The sequence below is a fragment of the Micromonospora yasonensis genome, from assembly GCF_026013475.1.
GTDB lineage: Bacteria > Actinomycetota > Actinomycetes > Mycobacteriales > Micromonosporaceae > Micromonospora > Micromonospora yasonensis.
Map to the genome: position 1 here is coordinate 1 of NZ_JAPDPH010000127.1, position 21,064 is coordinate 21,064.

16 protein-coding genes and 1 pseudogene are annotated in these 21,064 nt (G+C 73.2%); 6 read left to right on the forward strand and 11 right to left on the reverse strand.

Translation table 11 applies throughout. The annotated features are described in order from the left end of the window. Positions 1-171 precede the first annotated feature (171 nt). Positions 172-1,398 (forward strand): L,D-transpeptidase, encoded by a 1,227-nt coding sequence (locus ONA70_RS23030; protein WP_265008553.1) that lies wholly within the window; start codon positions 172-174, stop codon positions 1,396-1,398. Positions 1,399-1,467: 69 nt separating this feature from the next. On the opposite strand, the gene ONA70_RS23035 is transcribed toward ONA70_RS23030, so the two are convergent. Next, on the reverse strand, positions 1,468-2,643 hold the full coding sequence (locus ONA70_RS23035) for a zinc-dependent alcohol dehydrogenase (protein ID WP_265008554.1): 1,176 nt from the start codon (positions 2,641-2,643) through the stop codon (positions 1,468-1,470). Positions 2,644-2,652: 9 nt separating this feature from the next. Continuing rightward, entirely contained in the window at positions 2,653-3,627 is a 975-nt protein-coding gene (locus tag ONA70_RS23040; RefSeq protein ID WP_265008555.1) for an SRPBCC family protein, read from the reverse strand. 236 nt (positions 3,628-3,863) lie between these two features. On the opposite strand from ONA70_RS23040, the gene ONA70_RS23045 reads away from it, so the two are divergent. The 3 genes from ONA70_RS23045 to ONA70_RS23055 all read left to right on the forward strand — a co-directional run bounded on the left by ONA70_RS23045 (position 3,864) and on the right by ONA70_RS23055 (position 7,439). After that, entirely contained in the window at positions 3,864-4,559 is a 696-nt protein-coding gene (locus ONA70_RS23045) for an SDR family NAD(P)-dependent oxidoreductase (protein ID WP_265008556.1), read from the forward strand. Continuing rightward, complete coding sequence (locus tag ONA70_RS23050; RefSeq protein WP_265008557.1) at positions 4,553-6,187, forward strand: MFS transporter; 1,635 nt, start codon at positions 4,553-4,555, stop codon at positions 6,185-6,187. Before ONA70_RS23045 ends, ONA70_RS23050 begins: the two co-directional genes overlap by 7 nt. 130 nt (positions 6,188-6,317) lie before the next feature. Further along, entirely contained in the window at positions 6,318-7,439 is a 1,122-nt protein-coding gene (locus ONA70_RS23055) for a DUF3103 domain-containing protein (RefSeq protein WP_265008558.1), read from the forward strand. Positions 7,440-7,544: 105 nt separating this feature from the next. Here ONA70_RS23055 and ONA70_RS23060 read toward each other — a convergent pair whose 3' ends face one another. Further along, positions 7,545-8,555 (reverse strand): helix-turn-helix domain-containing protein, encoded by a 1,011-nt coding sequence (locus ONA70_RS23060; protein ID WP_265008559.1) that lies wholly within the window; start codon positions 8,553-8,555, stop codon positions 7,545-7,547. 228 nt (positions 8,556-8,783) lie between these two features. Here ONA70_RS23060 and ONA70_RS23065 point away from each other — a divergent pair, with 228 nt between their 5' ends. Then, positions 8,784-9,731, forward strand: coding sequence for an MBL fold metallo-hydrolase (locus ONA70_RS23065; RefSeq protein ID WP_265008560.1), 948 nt, complete (start codon positions 8,784-8,786; stop codon positions 9,729-9,731). A gap of 87 nt (positions 9,732-9,818) precedes the next feature. Here the strand turns inward: ONA70_RS23065 and ONA70_RS23070 are convergent, their stop codons facing one another. Further along, entirely contained in the window at positions 9,819-10,910 is a 1,092-nt protein-coding gene (locus ONA70_RS23070) for an RNA-guided endonuclease InsQ/TnpB family protein (protein ID WP_265008561.1), read from the reverse strand. A 546-nt stretch (positions 10,911-11,456) separates the two neighbouring features. On the opposite strand from ONA70_RS23070, the gene ONA70_RS23075 reads away from it, so the two are divergent. Next, complete coding sequence (locus ONA70_RS23075) at positions 11,457-11,993, forward strand: GNAT family N-acetyltransferase (protein ID WP_265008562.1); 537 nt, start codon at positions 11,457-11,459, stop codon at positions 11,991-11,993. 175 nt (positions 11,994-12,168) lie between these two features. Here ONA70_RS23075 and ONA70_RS23080 read toward each other — a convergent pair whose 3' ends face one another. The 7 genes and pseudogenes from ONA70_RS23080 to ONA70_RS23110 form a co-directional block, all read right to left on the reverse strand. Beyond that, entirely contained in the window at positions 12,169-14,997 is a 2,829-nt protein-coding gene (locus ONA70_RS23080; RefSeq protein ID WP_265008563.1) for a DUF5682 family protein, read from the reverse strand. Then, positions 14,994-16,106: an ATP-binding protein gene (locus ONA70_RS23085; protein ID WP_265008564.1), complete on the reverse strand. Its 1,113-nt coding sequence runs from the start codon at positions 16,104-16,106 to the stop codon at positions 14,994-14,996. The genes ONA70_RS23080 and ONA70_RS23085 overlap by 4 nt, the downstream gene beginning before the upstream one ends. Positions 16,107-16,119: 13 nt before the next feature. Next, positions 16,120-17,445: a VWA domain-containing protein gene (locus ONA70_RS23090; RefSeq protein ID WP_265008565.1), complete on the reverse strand. Its 1,326-nt coding sequence runs from the start codon at positions 17,443-17,445 to the stop codon at positions 16,120-16,122. After that, on the reverse strand, positions 17,442-18,842 hold the full coding sequence (locus ONA70_RS23095; RefSeq protein WP_265008566.1) for a serine/threonine-protein kinase: 1,401 nt from the start codon (positions 18,840-18,842) through the stop codon (positions 17,442-17,444). The genes ONA70_RS23090 and ONA70_RS23095 overlap by 4 nt, the downstream gene beginning before the upstream one ends. Beyond that, on the reverse strand, positions 18,842-19,309 hold the full coding sequence (locus ONA70_RS23100; protein ID WP_265008568.1) for a hypothetical protein: 468 nt from the start codon (positions 19,307-19,309) through the stop codon (positions 18,842-18,844). The genes ONA70_RS23095 and ONA70_RS23100 overlap by 1 nt, the downstream gene beginning before the upstream one ends. Before the next feature lie 212 nt (positions 19,310-19,521). After that, on the reverse strand, positions 19,522-20,751 hold the full coding sequence (locus ONA70_RS23105; RefSeq protein WP_265008567.1) for an MFS transporter: 1,230 nt from the start codon (positions 20,749-20,751) through the stop codon (positions 19,522-19,524). Between the two features lie 67 nt (positions 20,752-20,818). Next, positions 20,819-21,064: pseudogene (locus ONA70_RS23110) on the reverse strand (molybdopterin molybdotransferase MoeA); the annotation flags it as partial.

Genomic DNA, 21,064 nt, shown 5'->3' on the forward strand with positions numbered 1-21,064 from the left:
TCACCGGGTCCTTCTGCCCCGGTGACGTGGGTCGAGCAGGTGTTTCCCCACGTCTCTGGGCGCGGCCCACCGGGGCGCCGGCAGTCGGATTCACGATCAATCGTCAAGGAGGCGGCACCCGGCTCCCCTCACGCGCCACCGGCAAGTACTCTCCGCTCGGAGAGGAACGCGATGATCAGTCGTCGAAAGTTGATCGCCACCGGTCTGGGTGTCACGGCCGGCATGGTGACCGCAGGTTGCACCCGGGGCGAGTCGTCCGCCGCGACGTGGGCGCAGCCCGGGTCGGGCGGGGAGAACGACGCCCCCGCCGGGGGCGAGGTAAAGGTGACCGTCACGCCGGCCGCTGACGCCACCAAGGTGTCGCCGCTCGACAAGGTCGTGGTGGCGGTGGAGGCCGGCACGCTCAAGGAGGTCACGGTGACCACCGGGAGCAAGACGGTCGCCGGCGAGCTGGACGACGACGGCCGGTCCTGGCGGTCGACCGGCAAGCTCGCCTACAACAAGACCTACACCGTCACGGTGTCGGCGGCCGACGCGGCCGGCACGGTGACGCAGCACCAGAGCACCTTCCGCACCCTCACGCCGTCCGGGGTCGCCTCGGTCGTCTTCCAGGCCAACAAGTTGACCGCCCTGCAGGACGGCGGCACGTACGGGGTCGGTCTGCCGGTCATGGTGAACTTCAGCCGGCCGGTGAAGAACCGCGCGGAGGCGGAGAAGTCGATGCTGGTCGAGACCACGCCGGCCGTCGAGGGACGGTGGCGGTGGATCGACGGCCAGAACGCGCACTGGCGGCCGGCGAAGTACTGGACCCCGGGCACGAAGATCTCCGTCAAGATCAACCTTTTCGGGCAGGACCTCGGCAAGGGCGTCTACGGCGGCGCCAACGCCAGCACGAACTTCACCATCGGCCCGTCTCGCATCGCGATCGCCGACGCCCGCAGCCACCAGATGAAGGTCTACATCGACGGCAAGATGGTGCGGGACGTCCCGATCAGCATGGGCAAGGGTGGCACCACCACCGGCGCGAACGGGGAGGTCATCAGCTACTGGACCCGCTCCGGCCCGCACGTGGTGATGACCCGCGAGCCGTCGCACCGGATGACCTCGGCCAGCTACGGGGTCACCGACCCGAAGGATCCCAACTACTACGACGAGGTCATCAAGCTCTGCCTGCGGATCTCCTACTCCGGCGAGTTCGTGCACATGGCCGACTGGAACATCGGCGCGCAGGGCAACCAGAACACCTCGCACGGCTGCATCAACGTCGGCCCGGACCACGCCCGCTGGTTCTACGACACGTTCCGGCTCGGTGACGTGGTCGACGTGCGCAACACCCCCCGAAAGATGGCGCTTACCGACGGCGTGGGCGACTGGACCATCCCGTGGGACAAGTGGTGACCACCGGATCGCACGCCGGGGCCGCCGTCGGGTGACGGCGGCCCCGGCCCGCTTCCGGCCGCCCCCGGGCTACGGCTTGACAACCACCTTCAGACAGTCGTCCTGCTTGTTCTTGAAGATGTCGTAGCCGTGGGGCGCGTCCTCGAGCCGCATGGTGTGGGTGATGATGAAGCTCGGGTCGATCTCGCCCCGGCGGATCCGCTCCAGCAGCGGGCGCATGTAGCGCTGCACGTGGGCCTGCCCCGAGCGCATGGTCAGCGACCGGTTCATGAACGAGCCCATCGGGAACTTGTCGATGAACCCGCCGTACGCCCCGATCGCCGAGATGGTGCCGCCGTTGCGGCAGCTCAGGATCGCCTCGCGGAGCGCGTGCGGCCGGTCCGTCTCCGCCTTGACCGCCTGCTTCGCCCGGTCGTACGCGTGCAGCGCGGCCGAGGCGTGGTGGCCCTCCATGCCCACCGCGTCGATGCAGGCGTCCGGGCCGCGCCCGGCGGTCAGCTCCCGCAGCGTGTCCAGGACGTCGGTCTCCTCGTAGTTGATGGTCTCCGCGCCGGCCCGGTCCCGGGCGACGCGCAGCCGGTACGGGAACCGGTCGATCACGATCACCTGCTCGGCGCCGAGCAGGTAGGCGCTGACCGCGGCGAACTGGCCCACCGGGCCCGCGCCCCAGATCGCCACCACGTCGCCAGGCTTGATGTCGCACAGCTCGGCGGCCATGTAACCGGTGGGCAGCACGTCGGACAGGAACAGCACCTGCTCGTCCGCCAGGTCGTCCTCGATCTTGAGCGCGCCGACGTCGGCGTACGGTACCCGGACGTACTGCGCCTGGCCGCCCGCGTACCCGCCCATCAGGTGCGAGTAGCCGAAGATGCCGGCGGGCGCGTGCCCCATGACCAGCTCCGCCATCGCCGCGTTGGGGTTGGAGTTCTCGCAGACCGAGTAGAGACCGCGTTGGCAGGAGGCGCAGTCGCCGCAGGCGATGGGGAAGCCCACCACGACCCGGTCGCCGACCCGCAGCCCGTCCCGGACGCCCTGGCCGAGTTCCACGATCTCGCCCATGAACTCGTGGCCGAGCACGTCGCCGCGCTTCATCGCCGGGATGAAGCCGTCGAGCAGGTGCAGGTCGGAGCCGCAGATCGCCGACGAGGTCACCCGGACGACGGCGTCCCGCGGGTTGAGGATCCGCGGTTCCGGCACCTCCTCGACGGCCACCTGGTTCGGCGCGATCCAGCAGTTGGCCTTCATGGTCCCCCCTCACGCGGTCCGGCTCGCCAGCGGCCGCGCGGGGCGCTGCTTCGCCTGGGCCTGGATGCTGCTGCCGTCCGGCGTCCCATCGGAACGGGTGATCTCGCCGGTCTCGATGACCTGCTTGAACCGGCGCAGGTCGTCGCAGATCTGCTGCTGCGGATTCTCGCCGAACGCCTTCGCCGCCAACCTGCCCAGCCGCCCGCCGGGGAGGTGGACGTCCAGCTCGACCCGTACCTCCGTGGCCCTGCCCCCGGCGGCCGGGGTGAACCGGACCGTCCCGCAGTTCGCTACCCGCGAGCCGTCCACCGACCGCCACCGGATCAGCTGGTTCGTCCGGTCCTCGACCACCTCGGCCTCCCACTCCACGGCCCGGCGGGCGGGCGCCTTGGCGGTCCAGCGGGTGCGCCGGGGGCCCGTGGACCGCACCGACTGCAGGTGGTACATGAACCGCGGCAGGTTCTCGAAGTCGTGCCAGAAGCGGTACGCCTCCTCCGCCGGCCGGTTGATCGTCACCGCGCCGTACGCGTGGCCGGCGTCGCCGGGGCGCCGGTTGCGGGTGGCGCGCACCGAGGCGTACAAATCGAGGGCGGTGATCCCGGCGAGGGCGGCCACCGTGTACGTCAGCCGCCGCCGGCGGTCACCGCGCCGGTTCCGCCACGCCTGGCCGGCCGCCGCCAGGTCCGCCACGTCCCCCGCCACCCGCGTCCAGGTCGCCAGGCCGGCCCGGCGGGGGACCAGCAGCGCGGCGGCGTGACCCAGCTCGCGGACGCCGGCGGCGCGCAGGACGGTCCGGGCGGTCCGCGAGTCGTCCACCCCGCAGATCCGGCTCACCCCGGGGCCGCCCGCGAGGGCGGTCACCCCGAGGCCGAGGCTGACCCAGCCGAGGAACCGGGCCAGGCCTTCGGTGCCGCGGTCCGTCGCCCGCTCGATGCCGAGGTTGTCCGTCACCGAACGGACGCCCATGGTCGTCTGTCGTGTCATCCCGTGTCACCCCGTGTCTTCCGTGCTCGCCGGGCCCACCTCGGCACGCCCTGACCCGCCGTACCGGCCGGCGTGCGTTTCCCGGAAATTCCGTGCCCACACCCACCGGTTCGAGCGCGCCTGACCCGCACGGCGGCCCGGTCCGGGCTCCCGCCCGGTGTGGAATCGACGCAAGCGGGAAGGCAGGCCGGCGCGCACCGGCGAGAACGGTGGTGCGACACGGCGTGGGGAGAGGCATGGGCGCCAGGACTTTCATCGTGGTCGGGGGGACCAGCGGCCTCGGTCTCGCGGTCGCCCGGCTGCTCGTCAACGAGGACCAGGTGGTCCTCCTCGGCGACGTGGCCGAGGAGGTCGACGCGGCGGCCGCCGAACTCCGCTGCGGCGGGATCGTCTGCGACATCGCCTCGTACGCCCAGGTGCGGGACGCCTTCGCCGAGGTGGCGGACCGGTACGACAGCGTCGACGGGGTGGTCAACTGTGCCTCGGTGTGGGCCGGCGGGGACCTGGCCGAGCTGTCCCCGGAGCACATCCGCCGGGCGGTCGAGGTCAACGCGCTCGGCACCACGTACGTGCTCAAGGTGGCCCTGGACCACCTGCACCGGCAGGGCTTCGGCAACGTCGTGTACGTCGGCGCCATGGCGGTGACCAGGCCGCGCCCCGGCATCCCGGTCTACCGGGCCACCAAGAGTTACGGCACCAGCCTCGTCGAGTCCGTGGCCGAGGCACAGCACAGCAACCGGATCAAGGTGATGCTGCTGCATCCCGGCCCGATGCCGACCCGGCTGCAGGAGCGGGTCGGCGCCGAGTTCCTCGACGAGGTGTACGCCCTGCCCGACCAGGTCGCCACCGAGATCGTCCGACTGCTCCGGCTCGCCCCCGACGACCTGTACGTCTCCGGTGAACTGGTGCTGCGCGCGGACGGGCGGTGGTAGCGCCGGCCGACGCGACCGCCGAGCCGTCGGTCTCGGCGTGGTCGCCGCTGCGCACCGCTGTCTACCGGAGCCTGTGGCTGGCCCTGCTCGCCGCGAACGTCGGCACCTGGATGCAGACCGTCGGCGCCCAGTGGCTGCTGGTGCACCAGGCGAACGCGTCCACCCTGGTCGCCCTGGTGCAGACCGCCAGCCTGCTGCCGATGCTGCTGCTGGCCCTGCCGGCGGGCGCGCTCGCCGACACCTTCGACCGCCGGCACCTGCTGATCGCCGTACAGCTGTTCCTGGTGGTGGTGGCCGTCGGGCTGACGCTGCTCACCGCGGCCGGCCGGATGCCGCCGGCGCTGCTGCTCACCCTCACCTTCGCCTTCGGTGTGGGGCAGGCGCTGACCCTGCCGGCCTGGGCGGCGGTGATCCCGGAGCTGGTTCCGCGCGAACAGCTGCGCGCGGCCTCCGCACTCGGCTCGATCAGCGTCAACGTGGCCCGGGCGGTCGGGCCGGCCGCCGCCGGTGTGCTCATCGCCAGGGCGGGCGTCGCGCCGGTGTTCGGCCTCAACGCGGTGGCGTTCCTGATCTTCACGGTGGCGCTGGTCCGCTGGCGGCCCGGCGACGCCCGCGCCGTGGAGGTGCCCGAGCGGTTCACCGCGGCGCTGCGCGCCGGTGGCCGGTACGTGCGGCACTCGCCCACCGTCCGCCGGCTGCTGCGCCGCGCGCTGGTCTTCGTGATCCCGGCCAGCGCGCTGTGGGCGCTGCTGCCGCTGGTGGCGAGCCGCCGGCTCGGCCTGAACTCCAGCGGGTACGGCCTGCTGCTGGCCGCGCTCGGGGTGGGCGCCATCGGGGGCGGCCTGCTGCTGCCGTGGATCCGCACCCGGCTGACCGCCAACCAATTCCTGCTGGTGGCCGGGGTCCTGTACGGCGGGGCGCTGATCGTGGTGGCCACGGTCCGGGTCGTCCCGGCGGTGCTGATCGCCCTGCTGCCGGCCGGGCTGTCCTGGGTGACCGTGCTCGCCAACGTCAACGCCGAGATCCAGCTCTTCCTGCCCGGCTGGGTACGCGCCCGCGGCCTGGCCGTTTACCAGGTGGTCCAGGGCGGTGGGCAGGCCGTCGGCGCGCTGATCTGGGGCCTGGTGGCCGACCTCGGTGGCCTGGTCGGTGCCTTCGGGGTGGCGGCCGCCCTGATGCTGGTCGGCGCGGTGACCTCGCAGATCTGGCCGCTGCCCGATCTGCGCGGGATGACCAAGGACCCGGCCGCCTACCGGCCGCCGCTCACCCTGGCGCTGCAACCGGATCCCCGGGTCGGGCCGGTGCTGGTGACCGTCACCTACCGCATCCCGCCCGAACGGGAGGCCGAGTTCCTGGACGCGATGGAGCACGTCCGGGGGTCGCGGCAGCGTACCGGGGCGATGCGGTGGGGGCTGTTCCGGGCCGGTGAGACGCCGGACCAGTTCACGGAGGTCTACCTGGTGCCGTCCTGGGACGAGCACCTGCGCCAGCACGGCGGCCGGCTGACCGAGGCGGACCAGGAGGCCGAGTACCGGGCGCGGGACCTGGCCGACGGCACCCCGGAGGTACGGCACCTGCTGCCGGCCGCCGCCGAGTGGACGTTCGGGGTCGGCCAGCAGGCAGCCTGACCAGGGCCGTTCGCCCGGGCTTCCCGGAGCCGCCGCTCACCCATTGACATCCGCCTATGTCCGGATGGGATCATTCGACAAAGCCGGCGGCGCGGTCACGAGCCGACGCCGCGACCGCAGAGGAGTCCGAATGCGTCCACGTCCCCTCCGGCTCGTCGTGTCGTCCGCGGCCCTGGCGGCGGCCACCCTGATCGCCGCGACCGCGGCGCCCGCACAAGCCGCCCCGGACCGTTCCCGGCCGATCGCCCAGGCAGCGCCGAGCGGCACCGCGCCGGTCTTCGCGGCCACCGACCGGCTCGCCCGCGAAGTGGCCGCCGCGCTGGCCGACCCCGCCGTCCGTGGCCGGGTCGTCCCGGCCGTCACCCGCGGGCCGGTGGACCTGCTGGCGGCCCGACTCGACGCCCGGGTCGAGCGCGCGGCCAGTTCGGCCAACCAGGCGGTGCTGGCGGCGAAGGGCCTGCCGGCGGCCACCGGCTCCGTGCTGCAACTGCGGCTCGGGCACCGGGACATGGCGGCGGCGCTGACCCGGCACGAGATCCCGCTCGTCGCGGCGGCGTCAACCGACGACGCGTTGACCGGCGTGGTCGGCTACGACCCCGCCGGCGGCCAGGTCCTGCTGGATCCGGTCCGGCTGCCCGACCGGCCGGCGCTGGTGGTCGAGGTCGACGTGGCGAAGGCGATGGGACGGGGGCTGGCCCAGGTCCGGCAGGAACTCGCCGCCCAGGGCCTCACCGGCGTCACCCCCACGATGAGCGCGCAGTCCGGATACTGGGCCACCAAGGTCAACGCCATCCGGCTCAACGACGACAAGGAGCCGTGGGTCAAGGGCGGCGCCGAGATCTTCAACGTCGTCGGCGGCTTCGGGCTCGACGGCAAGGCCACCGTCAACATCGTCGAGATGCCCTACCTCGACAACGACGGCACGGTCTACTACCCGAACCAGTTGCTGGTCCACTTCAACAACTACAAGTACAACCTGGCCGACGTGGTGATGTGGGAGGACGACGGCGACACCAACTACCGCGACCTGGCCAAGGCGCTCATCACGGCGCTGCTGACCGTCGTCGACTACGGCATGTACACCCCGCTGGTCAACGCGATCATCGACGCGATGCCGACCAGTTGGTGGACCGACGACCCGGACTACGTCGACTCCTGGTACACGCTCAGCACCGGCAGCTCCGGGCGGTTGAACGGGGCGGCCGCCAACGGCTGGATGGACGTGGCCCCGTACTGGGTGCAGCAGCTCTGAGTCCGCGCCTGGTCGCCCCGGCACGAGCCGGGGCGACCAGGGCTTGGTCACGCCACCTGGCGCTGCTCGTTCAGCTCGCTCAGCCCTGCCGGGCCGGTCGGCCCGTCAGCGGCCCGACGGAGCCGGTCCCGTCGGGTCGTCCGGATGGCCGGCGGCGCGCCGGGACCGGAACGTCGTCCGGTACGCCTGGGGCGAGATGCCGAGCTCCCGCCGAAAGCTGTGCCGCAGGTTGCCGGCCGAGCCGAGGCCGGTCCGGGCGGCGATCCGCTCCACCGACTCGTCACTGGCCTCGAGCAGCCGCTGCGCCGCCAGGATCCGTTCCCGGGCGAGCCACTGGTGCGGGCTCATTCCGGTGAGGCGGTGGAAGCGCCGGGCCAGCGTCCGCGCGCTCATGTGCACCTGGGCGCCCAGCGCGTCCAGCGACCACCGCCGGTCCAACTGCTGGCGCAGCCGGTCCAGCAGATCCGGCAGCGGATCGCCGGGGTCGGGGCTGAGCGGCGAGTCGACGAACTGCGCCTGCCCGCCGCTGCGGTAGCCGGCCAGCACCAGCCGGCGGGCGAGCGCGGCGGCGGCGTCCGCGCCGAAGTCCCCGCGTACGACGTGCAGCGCGAGATCCATTCCGGCCGACATCCCGGCGGAGGTGAGGATGCGGCGGTCGTCGACGAACAGGGCGCGCGGGTCCACGGTCGCGGCCGGGAAGAGCGTGGCGAGCAGCGGGGCCGCCGACCAGTGCGTGGTGACCCGCCGATGGTCGAGCAGACCGGCGTGACCGAGCACGAACGCCCCGGTGCAGATCGACATGATGCGGGCCCCGCGCCGGTAGGCGCGCCGCAGGGCGGTCAGCAACGCCTGCGGCGGGACCTCCCGCTCCCTCGTCCATCCCGGCACCACCAGCAGGTCGGCTCGTTCCGCCTCGTCGAGTCCGTACCCGATCTGGACGGTGACCCCACCGTCGAGCTCGACCGGCTCCGGCACCACGCCGCAGGTCCTGGTCCGGTACCACGAGCCGAACCGCTCGGAGTAGTCGACGCCGAAGATCTCGTTGACGGTCACGTAGTCGAAGCTGCCGGCGCCCGGGTAGGCCAGCATCGCCACGCCGGGCCCGTCCAGCGGCATCGACGCCTCCGTTCCACACCCGTCCGCCCACCGGTGAACGGACTGCCGACCCACATCGTAGAAACCCGCCCAGGTACGCGGCGGCGAAGTCCGGTCAGCTATCGACCGGATCAGGTCAGCTGGCGGTCACGGTGCTGCCCGCGCGCCGCCCCGGTCCTAGCGTCGGTCTCCTGCCCCGCCGGCGGGTCGACCGACCCGCTCCGGCACCACAGGAGAAAGGCGCCCACCGTGACTGAGAACCCCGCCGAGATCGGGCGACGGGCCTTCCTGCTCGCCGCCACGGCCGTGACCGTCGCCGGTGCGACCGGCGTCGCCGCGCCGGCGCACGCGGCCCCGGCACGCCGGAAGGGACGGTCGACGATGACGGCCAGGTCGGTCGGCGGGTACGAGGTGATCCCCCTGCTGGACGCGGCAGGGCCGTTCTTCCTCGACCGGCAGGTCGCGTTCCCCGCGGCGACGCCGCGCGACTGGGAGCTCGCCCGGGCCGTCGACCCCGGCGCGTTCGGCCCAGGGCAGACCTGGCAGCTGGACTTCCGCTGCTACGCGATCCGCGGGCCACGGGACCGGCTGATGCTCGTTGACACGGGGGTGGGGCCCGACGGCAGCCCGGCCGGCGGCTGGGCGCCGACGCCGGGCCGGCTCCCGGACGAGCTGGCCTGGGTCGGGATCGACCCGGCGGACGTCGACACGGTGGTGCTGACCCACCTGCACGAGGACCACTTCGGCTGGTCCGTCGGGCTGGACGGCACCCCGGTGTTCCCGAACGCCCGGTACGTCGTCCAGCAACGCGAGGTGGCCGCCCTGCCGGCCGGCGACGCCGCCCGGTCGTACGTCGTCGACCCGTTGCGCGCGGCCGGCCAGCTCGACGAGGTGGACGGCGTCACCCGGCTCGCCGCCGCTCCCCGGGCGGGCGGCTCGGTCCGCGTCGTACCCACCCCGGGACACACGCCCGGTCACCAGTCGGTCGTTCTCGACGACGGCCACGACCAGGTCGTCGTCACCGGTGACGTGCTGGTCCACGCCGTCCAGCTCATCGACCCGGCGGTGGCCTACCGGTACGAGGCCGACCCGGATCTCGCCCGCCGGACCCGGGAGCGGCTCCTGGCCGAAGCCAGGGCCCGGGGCGCCGTGCTGGCCACCGCACACCTGACCGAGCCGTGGACCGAACTGCGGTGAGCTGGATCGAGGCGGTCAACGCGGGCGGCGGCCATCGCCCGGCGTGCCCGGCTCAGCCGGCGCAGTTGTTGTTGCGCGCCGGCTGGGTCAGCTTCTCCTGGGTGCCGAACTTCGCGTACAGCCGCAGGTAGCAGGGCAGCTCGAGGTCGCCGTAGTAGTTGCCGACCGTGTTGTCGTAGTAGGTCGTGCCGCTGTCCGCGACCTGCCAGCTGCCGCTGTCGCCCGACTGGATCTCCCATTGACATCCTCTCCCGCGTAGAGGTGGGGGATTCCCGCTTCCAGCGCCATGCGTTGCTGGCGCTGGGTGGGTGGTCGACAGGGTGCCGAGTGGCTCCTGTCCCGGACTGCCCGCCCGGTGAGTGGGGGCGCCGCCTCGGCGGCGTCCCTGACGTTGATCGCGGCGTTCACGTCCGCGTTCGCCTGGTATCCGCAGGACCCGCACCGGAACGTCGCTTGGCTTTCGCGGTTGTTCGAGTCGGTGTTCCCGCAGTGGCTGCACCGCTGGGAGGTGAACGCGGCTGGCACCTTGACGATGCGGGTGCCGGTGGTACGCGCACGGTTGGCCAAGGCTGCCTCGAACATGCCCCAGCCCTTGTCGAGGATCGCCCGGTTCAGTCCGGCCTTCTGGCGCACGTTGGTGCCGGGCTCGGCGATGGTGCCCTTTGCGGTGGCGGTCATGGCCCCGATGGTGAGGCGTTCCAGCTTGATGGTCGCAAACTGACGGCAGAGCCGGTTGGCGGCCCACGTCACGAAGTCGCGGCGCCGGTTGCGGATCTTCGCCTCGGTTCGGGCAATCTCAGCGCGGACCTTGCGGGCGCGGTTGGAGGTCTTCGCGCCGAGTTTGCGGCATGCGGTCTCCTGCCGGCCAGCCTTCGACTTGAGTCGGGCCAGGTCGCGTTCCTGGCCGGGTCTGGTGAACGTGCGGTTCCACATGCGGCCGTCGGACATCGCCACGGCGACCTTCACGCCACGGTCTAGGCCCACGATCGTGTCGGGCCGGGCGTGCGTCTCGGGTGTCGTGACGCTGGCGTGGACGCCGAACCCGGCGTGCCAGGCAACACCGTCGAAGGACACCACCGCGTTACGGACCGTGCCACCCAACGGGCGGGACCAGCGAAACGTGACATCGCCGATCTTCGGCAGGCTGACCACGCCCCACCGGCGGTTGACCCGCCGCACCGCAATCGCCTGACCCGGGAACGGGACCGATAACCACGTCCTACTTCGCCGGCTCCCTCGCAGGCCCACCCCTGACCGCCCTGCACCAATACATCGAGCAGCAGAAAACGCCGGCCTAAAACACGCTCGGGCCCTACGGCCCTCCCGCCCGGGCCTTCACCCCCCCGCCCTAAAGGACGGAGCGCTGGCCCGCATCGCGGTAGTCGTCGCCGGCGCGGCCCTCCAGGCCCCGCGACCAGGCGATGATGTTGGCATCCTTGTAGATCTCGGACTGCACAGGGACCAGGTCGCGGCCTGGGCCGGGGTGGCCCCGACGAACAGCCCCGCCGTCAGCAACGCCCCTCGGCCGCTGACATCAGCTTGCGCATGGTCCGGTATCTCCGAAGTGGAAAGTGGATCGCTTCCGGAGCGTAGCCGTACGAGAAAGCAGTTCCAGTATGTGAGCGCTACTTTGTCGGAAATCTTCATCGACGGGACCGCGCCCGGGCCGCGCGGGCCTGCTGCGTACGCTGGTCGGCGACCTCCCGCGACCCTGGAGCACCGCCGATGACCAGCCCTGGATCCCGCACCGTCCGGACCGCCCGCGCCGCCGACGTCGGCGCGCTCGTCGACCTAGTCGAGTCGGCGTACCGGGGCGACCGCAGCCGGATCGGCTGGACCCACGAGGCGGACCTGCTCGACGGCCAGCGCGCCGACGCCGACATGGTGACCGCGGCCGTGACGCACCCGGCCGGGGCGATGCTGGTCGCCGAGGAAGGTACGGAGATCGTCGCCTGCTGCCAACTGGAGCGCCACGACGACCACGCCTACTTCGGCATGTTCGCGGTCTCGCCGTCGCGACAGGGCGGCGGGCTGGGGCGCGAACTGCTGGCGGAGGCGGAGCGGTTCGCCCTGCGGGAGTGGGGCGCGGGGGAGATGCGCATGACGGTCATCACCCAGCGAGAGGACCTGATCGCCTGGTACCAGCGGCGCGGCTACACCCGTACCGGTGAGCTCACCCCGTTCCCCTACGGGGACGAGCGGTTCGGGCTGCCGCGCCGGCCCGACCTGGCGTTCGAGACCCTGACCAGGAAGCTCGGCTGACCGCCCGTACGCCGCTGCGACCGTACGGGGTGCCGCGACCGCCGACGCGCCGTCCGGATCGGACCGTGGGCCGGCCGAGCACCCGGCGGTGCGACGTCCGCCGCCTCCTGCGCGGCGGCCGGCGCCATACGGGGGTCGCGGCGCGGACACCCGGTGACCGCGCCTCGACCTGCGGCTATCCGGACACCCGGGCCAAGAGCGCAGCTACGGCGTCGGCCGACGCCGGGTGTGCGGCCACCAGCGCCGCGGCACCGGCCGCTCCGGCAGGGGACGGGCCGTCCCGCCGCCACTCGCCCGTGCAGCCGAGCAGCGCAGCGACCGCGTCCACGGCCTCCGGGCGCGCGGCGAGCAGCGCGGTCACCGGACCGGCCGGGGCCACCGGTACGGCCGGCGGCGGCTGACCGGTGGCCCGCCACGGCGGCACCCAGGCGTCCAGTGCCGGCAGCGTGCCGGGGAAGGTGCGTTCGGCCTCGCGTACCAGCAGGGGCACCAGGTCCGGCCCCTGCTCCCGCAACGTGCTGATCAGGGTGGGTAGCCACGGCAGCAGCACCGGGTCGGGCAGCCGGGCGAACGCCGTCGACATCATCTCGACCACGAACGGGGCCAGCCCCGGCACCGGCTCCAACGCGTGCACGAACCCGGACAGGTACTGCGGGAACGCCGGCACCACCAGCGGGTTCCCCAGCAGCTCGGCGCAGCGGGCGCGCAGCTCGGCCCGGGGCAGCAGACCGAGGTGGTGGCGGGACGCCCAGAGCAGGGCGACCTTCGCCGGCGCCTCCGGGTGGGACTGGGCGACGGCCAGTTCCAACTGGGACCGGTCGCAGCCCAGCGACAGCGCGAGGCCCTCCATGCCGAACAGGAAGCCCAGCATGGCACCGACCTGCCGGACCCCGGTCGACTCGTCGACGAAGGCGGTGGGCAGCAGGGTGCAGTAGTGCGCGTACCCGGTGGTCACGAACGCCTCGCACCAGGCCGGCAGGCGCGCCGCGGTGGTCCGGTGGTGGGCGAGCAGCCGGCGGATCCGCCGTAGCACGTCGGGGGCGTCGTCCACGGTGCGCTCGGCGGCGAGCAGTTCCACCGCCCGCGCGCCGAGCTCGTCGACCAGGCGGGGGCTGTCGAGCAGGCGGATGGCGTCCTCGACCGCGGCGAGCGCGCCGGCGGCGGTCGCGTCCGGCCCGCGGACCGCGCGGCGGAGCCGCTGCTCGAGGACCTGCTCGACGGTGACGCCCTCGTACCCCAGCTCGATCAGGGCGCGCTGGTTGCGGCCGAGCGCCAGGTCCCAGCTCTCCTGCGGCGACCGGTGCCCGAGGCGGCGTTCGCCCATGATGGGCCGGACCGCGTCGGCGGGGAGCAGGTGCCGCAGCATCCAGAGCAGGTCCGAACAGGCCGGCAGCGCCGGGTCGGCGCGCAGGTCCAGCAGGGCCCGCTGGACGGTCCGCTTCTCCAGGTCCAGGCCGAGCGGACGCAGGCGGTCGAGGACGTCGCGGGCCAGCGGGGGGAGCGAGTCGTAGCCGACCTGGCCGACCCGGTCCCCGCCGAGCAGGATCTCGCAGAGCCGGCGGACGTCGCGACGGCCCGGCACGACATCCTTCTCGATGCAGGTGACCGCAGCGTCGGCGAAGTCGTATGGGGTGGGCCGGGCCCGGTTGCGCAGCCCGGCGAGCAGGATCGAGGTCTCGAAAACGGCGATCGCGTCGGCCGTACTGGCCAGGTAGCCGTTGCGCCGGGCGAGCCGGACGATGTCCACGCACCAGCCGCGCAGCTCCGCCTCGTCCAGCTCGTCGAGGGCGGGTGGCGCGGCGAGGAAGCCGGTGAGCCGGTCGGTGGCCGGGCCGCCGGCGGCCGGAGCGGGGGTGGCCCGCCCCCGCCGACTCCGTTTCGTCCCCTCCGGCTGGCCGTCGAGCCGGTACGGGACGAGTCCCGCCCGGCTGAGCGACTTCGCCCAGGTCGCCGCCGCGATCGACACCGAGCCGGGGGCGAGACCGAACTGCGCCTCGATCGCGGAGTGGCTGGACGGGATCAGCCCGTACCGCCAGTTGGTGCCGGTGCGCGGGCTGATCGCGAACTCCGGCGCGGCCGAGTCGAGGCCGAACTGCTCGACCCGGCTGGCGGCGTGGAACGCCCCGCACATGTACAGGCAGTCGGCCGGGTCGGCGCCGGAGGCGGCCAGGTGCTGCCGGATCCGGGTCCACATGTAGCGTTCCCGGTCCTCGTCCCGGTCCAGCCGGTCCGCGTCGCCCGGCCGCAGCCGCCGGAAGAGGCTGCCGATGAGCACCATCACCTGCCGGTAGGTGTCGTGGTCGGCGGCGGCGAGCGGTCGCTCCACGTACTGGTCCCACCACTCGGACCAGTGCCGCACCTTGCCGTGGTGCAGCAGGTAGGCCTCCAGCTCCGCGAACCGGGGCCGCAGGTCGCCGATCTCCACGCCGACCGCGTCGCCGTGCAGCGCCGCCTCCTCGGCGGTCTCCGTTCCGACCGCGGTGGCGTCGGGGGCGTCCGGGGCCGGGCCGGACCCGGACCGGGGCGTCCACTGGAAGACGTGGTCGGTGGAGCGGTCCACCAGCACCAGCTCCACCCCCGGCGTGTCCAGGGCGTACGCGATCGCCTGGTATTCGGCGGAGGCCTCGGTGATCGGGGCGACCACGCTCAGCGGCGCCCAGTCGGCGGGAAACCCCGCCAGCTCGGTGGCGAACGCCTGCACGGCCACCGGAAGGCGGCAGTTGCGCAGCTCGGCCAGCAGCGGCTGGAGGTCCTCGCACAGCTCCAGGTAGACGACCGTCGGCTGCTTGGCGCGCAGCCGCCGGAGCATGGCCAGCGCGGAGGCCGGTGAGTGGTGGCAGACCGGGAAGATCTCCAGCCGTTCGCCGAGCGCCCGGTCGACGTCGTCGACCATGCCGGCGAGGATGCCGGCCAGCGCGTCGGGGGAGTCGGCGAACGCGGCGGCCGCGTCGGCGAGCTGCTCACGCAGCGCGCCGAACAGGCCGGTGCCGGTGGACGCGGTCACGACAGCGACGCGATCGCCTGGCGGCCGCCGTCGAGGAAGCCGGCCCAGTCGCCGCCGTCCTGCTTGGCCCGCGGCTCCACGACCCCGTGCAGGTACTTGTTGAGGATGGCCAGGTCCTCGGGGCTGCGCCGGGCCAGCGACCCCATCAGCGACCCGGCCAGGGTCTCCGGGCGCAGGGTGCGGTCGCCGAAGAACTGGCTGTGCAGGATGGCGTCCTCGAGCACACCGATCTGCTCGGCGGTCGACAGCGCCGACTCCAGCTTCTCGTCGTCACTGGCCGCCGAGGCGCCCGCCGCCCGCAGGTCGGCGAAGCTCTGCAGCAGGATGTCCAGCAGGGTGGGCGGCACGTCCAGGTCGATGGCGTGCCGGCGCAGCAGCTCCTCGGTACGGAAGCGGACGATCTCCGCCTCGCTGCGCTTGTTGGTGACCACTGGGATCCGGACGAAGTTGAACCGCCGCTTGAGCGCCGACGACAGGTCGTTGACGCCGCGGTCGCGGCTGTTCGCGGTGGCGATGATCGAGAAGCCGGGCCGGGCGAAGACGATGTTGTCCCGGTCCAGCTCGGGAATCGAGATGTACTTCTCGGACAGGATGGAGATGAGCGCGTCCTGCACGTCGCTGGTGGAGCGGGTCAGCTCCTCGAAGCGGCCGACGACACCCTGCTCCATCGCGGTCATGATCGGCGACGGGATCATCGACTCGCGGGACTGGCCGCGGGCGATGACCATGGACACGTTCCACGAGTACTTGATGTGGTCCTCGGTGGTGCCGGCGGTGCCCTGCACGACCAGCGTGGAGTTGCGGCAGATCGCCGCGGCCAGCAGCTCGGCCAGCCAGCTCTTGCCGGTGCCCGGGTCGCCGATCAGCAGCAGACCCCGGTCGGAGGCCAGGGTGACGATGGCCCGTTCGACGAAACTGCGGTCGCCGAACCACTTCTGCGGGATCTCCCGGTCCAGGCCGTCGGCCCGTTCCGAGCCGAGGATGAACAGCCGGACCATCCGCGGGCTGAGCCGCCAGGAGAACGGCTTCGGGCCGGTGTCGACCGACTCCAGCCAGTCGAGCTCGTCGGCGTACTTGACCTCGGCGGGGGCACGCAGCATGTCGGACATCAGGGGTGGTCTCCTAGGTGAGGAAGCTCTTGAGCTCGAAGACGAGTTTGCGGATGTGGCCGGAGATGACCGGGGTGCCCAGGTCCTTGAAGCGCTGCCGGAACCACGGGTTGACGCTCTGCTGGCCGGAGCTGTTCACCGAGCCGACCGGGATGAACCGCACGCCGGAGCGGTGCACCGCCTCGATCCCGTCGAACAGCGGCTGCGACCGGTCGAACTCGTAGAAGTCCGAGATCCACACCAGCACGGTGTTCCTCGGTTCGACGATCTTGCGGCGGGCCATCGCCATCGCGACCGGGCCGTCGTTGCCGCCGCCGAGGTTGGTCCGCAGCAGCACCTCGAACGGGTCGTGCACCCACGGGGTCAGGTCCAGCGCCCGGGTGTCGTACGCGATCAGGTGCACGTCCACCTTGGGCAACCCGGCGAAGATGGACGCGAGGATGGTGCAGTTGACCATCGAGTCGACCATCGACCCGGACTGGTCCACCACCACGATGAGCCGGGCCGGGGTGGTACGGCGGGCGGTCTGCCGGTAGTAGAGCCGGTCGACGTAGAGGCGCTGGTCCTCCGGGCTCCAGTTGGTCAGGTTCTGCCAGATGGTGCGGTCGAGGTCGAGGTTGCGGAACACCCGCTTCGGCGGCACCGACCGGTCGACGGTTCCGACGCTGGTCTGTTCCACCTGGGTGCGCAGCACCTCGGCGACCTCGTCGACGTACCGGCGGATCAGCGCCTTGGCGTTGGCCAGGGCCACCCCGGAGAGGTTGGCCTTGTCCCGCAGCAGCTGCTCGATCAGGGACATGCTGGGGGTGAGCCTGCTCGCCAACCGGGGGTCGGCCAGCACCTCCCGCAGGTGCATCCGGCGGACCAGGTCACCCTCCAGTCCGGCGAGCGTGCCACCCAGGCCGCCGCCCTGCCGGCGCAGCTCGCCGGGCTCCGCGCCGAGCGCCTGTTCGAACCAGCCGGCATCGGACTGCCAGCGGGCGAGTTGACCGGCGCTGACCGGCCCGGAACCGGTGGCGAACACGTTGAGCAGCAGCTTCGACACCAGCGCCGCCCGGCGTACCTCGGCCTCGCCGGGCTGGCCCGGGGCGGCGGCCGGCCCGTCGTCGGTCGCGGTGAGCAGCCCGCGCAACTCGCCGGCGAGCGCCGGGAAGCGTTGGACCACCGTGTCGACGGAGACCGCCGGGTCGAGCAGCGCGGCCGGCAAGCCGAGGTCGTCGACGACGGCCATGCTCGCCGACTCCAGGGCGGGTTGCTCGTCGGGGCTGAACAGCCGGGCCAGCAGCCGCCAGTAGAGCACCTGGCGACGGTTCTCGTCGTTGCGGTCGGTGGCGGTCATCGGCGCAGCAACCGTCCCGCGCGCTCGCGCAGCACGGCCACGGCGTCGCCCGCCCTGACCTCGGCCTTCGCGATCTTCGGGTCGGTGATCCCGCACGCCCAGTCGCCGTTGTGCGCCTCGGTGACCTGCCGCTTGACGGTACGCCGCACGGCGAGGGGTTGCAGCAGCCACCGGCCGTCGTCCCAGCGCAGCAGGCCGACGCAGGCCGACGAGCCGGCGATCCGCTCCCGGGTGAGCGGACCGCTCGCCGGCAGCCGGTCGGTGGCCACCGGGACCGGCTCGCCGTCGAGGTCGAGGACGAGCGTGTCGTCGTCGCGCACGGTGTAGCCCTCGACGAGCACGGGCTCGGCGATCGCGGCCGGATGCCGGTCCAGCGGCGGGGCCGACGCCATGGCCGCCGACGAGAGCAGCACGCGCGCGGTCGCGAACGGGTCGGTCGGCTCGCCCAGCTCGGCCCGCGCATCGTCCCAGCGCAGGTCGCCGCCGTGCAGCGGCAGGTCGGTGACCGCCACGGCCCGCCGCTCGGCCAGCGCCCGCAGCAGCGTGGGTTGCCCCGGCAACAGTCGCCAGATGGCCGGCCCGACGATGGTGGCCACCTTCGCGGCGCCCACCGTGGCGCGGACCAGCCGTGGCGCCGCGCCGTCGGCCGGCTCGAGCACCGCGTGCAACTGCACCTGCACCGCGGTGTCGTGCTCCTGGACGTCCACGCCGAGCGGCAGCAGCCGCCCGGAGACCAGCTCGCCGTCCTCGGCCGTCGGCCCGGCCGGAGCACCCTGGGCGAGCAGCACCGCGCGCGCCCACAGGTCCGCCCAGCGCCAGGCCGGCAGCTGCGGCATCGCCGCCACCGGTACGCCCGCCCGCAACTCGGCGGCCAGACCGTCGAGCAGTACGGCGAGCCGGCGCAGCCCGGGCTCGGCCAGCGCGGCCTCCACCGGCGTCCCGACCGCGGAGATCAGCTCGTGGTCGACGCCGCGCCAACCGGTGAGCGCCACCTCGTGCAGCCAGGCCCGGGCCCCGAGCAGCGCGGGGGACGCCTCCGCCAGCCCGGCGGGGGCCCCGGTCCACGGCGCCCGCTGCCGCCCAAGCGCCGCGTCGAGCTGCGCGAGCTGCGCGTCGTGCGCCGCGCCGAGCAGGGCCGACCGCGCGCCGGCCAGGGCGGCGAGGTGCTCCTCCGCGACCGATCCGGCGGTCACCTTGCCGGCCGCCTCCGCCACCCGCGCACCGAGCGGGGTGCCGGCCACCGCGTCGGCCAGCGCCGCCAGCGCCCTGGCGTCCTCCTCGCCGATCCGGGCGAAGCCCCGGGTCAGCACCACGTCGAAACCGGCCACGACGTCGAGGGTCTCGGCCAGTCCCCCCGGCACGTCCGCGCGCAGCCGGGCCAGCTGGTTCGCCAGCATCAGCCCACCACCGTGCTCGCCGGGAACCACTGCAGCTCCGGCAGCGGCGCGGTGCTCTCCGGCACCTCCAGGTAGGCCAGGTGCCGCAGGAAGCGGCTGAACACCACCGCCGCCGGGCTCGGCTCGTGCCGGGGGTCCATCCGGGCGAACAGCTCGGCGCCGGTGTCCACCCCGTCGCCGACGTCGACCCGCAGGTAGCGGGCTACCCGCTCGACGCCGTACTGGATGATCGCCTCGTCGGCCAGCGCGTGCAGGTGCTTGCAGGGGTTGCCCCGCAGCCCGCCGCACGGCCGGTTGTTGTTGGTGCTGCAGTGATAGGCGTGGGTACCGGCGGCCACCGCCGAGACGTACACCCGCTCGATGTCGGACCCGCTGGACACCACGCCCTGCAGCCGGCCGTCGGCCAGCTCGACGAAGGGCACCTTGGCCAGCTTGCGCGGCCGGGCGGGTGGCACCACCCGCAGCACGCTTCGTCGTCGCCACGAGGCTTCGACCGCCTCCGTCATCTCCGACCTCCCCGCCGGAGACCGGCGCCGGGCAGGGGCTGCCCACGCCGGCCCACATCCGCGCCGCTGTGACGACAGGGATCATGGACCACCGGTACGACATCGCCACCACCGACCGGAACGTGGGGACCGGCGGCCGCGAACCGCGGCCGCCGGTCCGGGGAGGGCCGGTCTCACCGCGAGCGGCGGGCCAGTCTGCTCATCTTGACGGCGGTGAAGACGGCGGCGGCCAGCGCCACGTCCGACAGCAGCATGAGCCCGATCGCGTACGAGCCCTGTGCGCCGTACACCCAGCCCATGACCAGCGGCGGGACGAACCCGCCGAGGCCGCCGGCCGCGCCGACCAGCCCGGTGACCGCACCCACCTGTTCGGCGGGGGCGACCTTGCCGACCAGGGCGAAGACGGCTCCGCTGGCGGCGCCGAGCAGGATCGCCATGCCGAGGAAGGCCACGGTGGCCACCGGCATCAGCGGGGGGTCGAAGGCCTGCACGACGGCCAGGGCGGCCACCAGGGCGAAGGACCAGACCAGCACCGGCACCGGGTGCAGCCGGTCGGACAGCCAGCCGCCGACCGGCCGGGCGGCCACGGCCAGCACCACGAACCCGGCGGTCCGCAGTGCCCCGTCGGCGGGGCTCAGGTCGTACGTGGTGCGCAGGTACGCGGGCAGGTAGACGCTGAAGGCCACGAAGCCGCCGAAGCCGACCGCGTACAGGAAGCACAGCTGCCAGGTGACGGTGAGCCGCCCGACCTTTGCCAGTCGCTGCCAGGCCGACCCGGTCGGCCGGGCGCGGCCCGGGGCGTCCCGCAGCAGCAGGAACGCCAGGACGGCGTACCCGGCGAGGATCGCGGCGACGAGCAGGAACGGCGTCCGGTCACCGTAGGCGTCGGCCAGCCGGACCGTGGTGAAGTTCGCGATCGCCGTGCCGCCCATCCCGATCCCGAACACCCCGATGGCGAAGCCCCGCCGGGCCGGGGGATACCACCCGGAGACGTGCGGGACGCCGACGGCGAAGGCGGTCCCGCCGATGCCGAGGAAGAAGCCGGTCACGATCAGGGCGGCGTACGAGGAGACCACGGTCAGCGTCAGCACCGGAATGATGGTGGCCACGGTGACCAGCGGGAACACCACCCGTGCCCCGTACCGGTCGGTGAGCGCGCCGACCGGGATGCGGCCCAGCGACCCCACGACCACCGGGACGGCGACGAGCAGGGACTGGGCCGCGAAGCTCAGCCCCAGCCGCTCCTTGACGCCGGGGCCGAGCGGGCCGAGCAGTGCCCACGCCCAGAAGTTGACCAGGAAACCGAGCGTGGCGAGCGCGAGCTGGAGCGGCGCGGTGAGGCCGCTGGCGGGCGACGGGGCCGCCGCGCTCGCCGCCGGCTGTCTGTCACGGATCATGGTCATTGCTCTCTCCGTCGAGGTCGTCGGGACGGTGTCGGTGGGCCGGGAAAGCGGATCGCCGGGATCCGCCTCACCCTTCTGAGCGTGGCGCAGCCGAACCGGACGGATCAGGGCCGGAAGTCACGGCGGCCACGGGACCTCCGGGTGCGTCACACCTGAGACGCAGCACCCCCACCGGGCCGTCGCCCCGCCATCCCGGCGGCACGACGGCGAAGGCGTCCGCGCCGGCCGCGCCGCCCAGGAAGCCGGGCTGCCCGCCGCCGACCGGGTGCAGGCCGTCGGCCGACCACCGCACCGGCAGGATCCGGGTACGGCG

Excerpts from the sequence above, each read along its gene's own strand:
- ONA70_RS23060 (WP_265008559.1), bottom strand. The coding sequence starts at position 8,555 with ATGCCGCTGGACGGGCCCGGCGTGGCGATGCTGGCCTACCCGGGCGCC.
- ONA70_RS23085 (WP_265008564.1), bottom strand. The coding sequence starts at position 16,106 with ATGTCCGACATGCTGCGTGCCCCCGCCGAGGTCAAGTACGCCGACGAG.
- ONA70_RS23030 (WP_265008553.1), top strand. The coding sequence starts at position 172 with ATGATCAGTCGTCGAAAGTTGATCGCCACCGGTCTGGGTGTCACGGCC.
- ONA70_RS23045 (WP_265008556.1), top strand. The coding sequence starts at position 3,864 with ATGGGCGCCAGGACTTTCATCGTGGTCGGGGGGACCAGCGGCCTCGGT.
- ONA70_RS23055 (WP_265008558.1), top strand. The coding sequence starts at position 6,318 with ATGCGTCCACGTCCCCTCCGGCTCGTCGTGTCGTCCGCGGCCCTGGCG.
- ONA70_RS23090 (WP_265008565.1), bottom strand. The coding sequence starts at position 17,445 with ATGACCGCCACCGACCGCAACGACGAGAACCGTCGCCAGGTGCTCTAC.
- ONA70_RS23105 (WP_265008567.1), bottom strand. The coding sequence starts at position 20,751 with ATGACCATGATCCGTGACAGACAGCCGGCGGCGAGCGCGGCGGCCCCG.
- ONA70_RS23095 (WP_265008566.1), bottom strand. The coding sequence starts at position 18,842 with ATGCTGGCGAACCAGCTGGCCCGGCTGCGCGCGGACGTGCCGGGGGGA.
- ONA70_RS23075 (WP_265008562.1), top strand. The coding sequence starts at position 11,457 with ATGACCAGCCCTGGATCCCGCACCGTCCGGACCGCCCGCGCCGCCGAC.
- ONA70_RS23035 (WP_265008554.1), bottom strand. The coding sequence starts at position 2,643 with ATGAAGGCCAACTGCTGGATCGCGCCGAACCAGGTGGCCGTCGAGGAG.
- ONA70_RS23040 (WP_265008555.1), bottom strand. The coding sequence starts at position 3,627 with ATGACACGACAGACGACCATGGGCGTCCGTTCGGTGACGGACAACCTC.